The sequence below is a fragment of the Ruminococcus sp. MCC718 genome, from assembly GCF_018783905.1.
In the GTDB taxonomy this organism is placed as follows: domain Bacteria; phylum Bacillota; class Clostridia; order Lachnospirales; family Lachnospiraceae; genus Hominisplanchenecus; species Hominisplanchenecus faecis.
Genome location: NZ_WQNP01000103.1, coordinates 568 through 1,496, shown reverse-complemented (window position 1 = coordinate 1,496; position 929 = coordinate 568). Strand labels below are relative to the sequence as shown.

General features: G+C 44.8%; 1 pseudogene. It reads left to right on the top strand.

From position 1 onward, the window contains the following. Window positions 1–929, top strand: a pseudogene (locus tag GPK60_RS15330) (YtxH domain-containing protein); the annotation flags it as partial.

Below are 929 nucleotides of genomic sequence, written 5' to 3'. Positions count from 1 at the left end.
TCAGCCTGTATCTTAGCAATGCCACAGGATATGTGGTGCAACAGGCGTATAAGCTGGACTTCATCAATGACATGGCAGACAGTATCGGGAAAAGTATCCAGACACTTGCCGGAGTGACCGAAAACGGATTTTCCAGCAGTGGATTCTATGTGGGATTCCTGCTTATTATCATTCTGATTGTAGGTGTTTATACCGCCTATACAGGGCTTCTCAAACGGGAAACAAGCAAGGCACTTCACGCCGTTATCAACTTTGTAGTGGTGTTCATCGTGTCTGCGTCCTTTATTGCTTATGCTCCCAATTATATCCAGAAAATCAATGATTTCAGTTCAGACATCAGCACCGCTTCTCTGGATTTGGGGACAAAAATCATGCTCCCCGATTCACAAAGCAAAGGCAAGGACAGTGTAGACTTTATCCGTGACAGCCTGTTTGCGATACAGGTAGAAAAACCGTGGCTGTTATTGCAGTTCGGGAACAGTGATACCGAAGAAATCGGGACTGACCGTGTGGAAGCTCTGGTATCTGCCAGCCCGTCAGACGAAGAGGGGGAAACAAGGGAAAATGTTGTCAAAACAGAGATTGAGGATAACAACAATGACAACCTTACCATTCCACAGGTCGTAAACCGTCTTGGCATGGTGTTCTTCCTGCTCATTTTCAATCTCGGTATCACAATATTTATCTTCCTGCTTACCGGCATGATGTTGTTTTCCCAGATACTTTTTATCATATATGCCATGTTTTTACCTGTCAGCTTCTTACTGTCCATGATACCGACCTATGAGAACATGGCGAAACAGGCAGTTGTCCGTGTATTCAATGCCATTATGACAAGAGCCGGAATCACGCTGATTGTGACCGTGGCATTTTCGATTTCCAGTATGTTCTACAACATTTCCACAGATTATCCGTTCTTCATGGTGGCG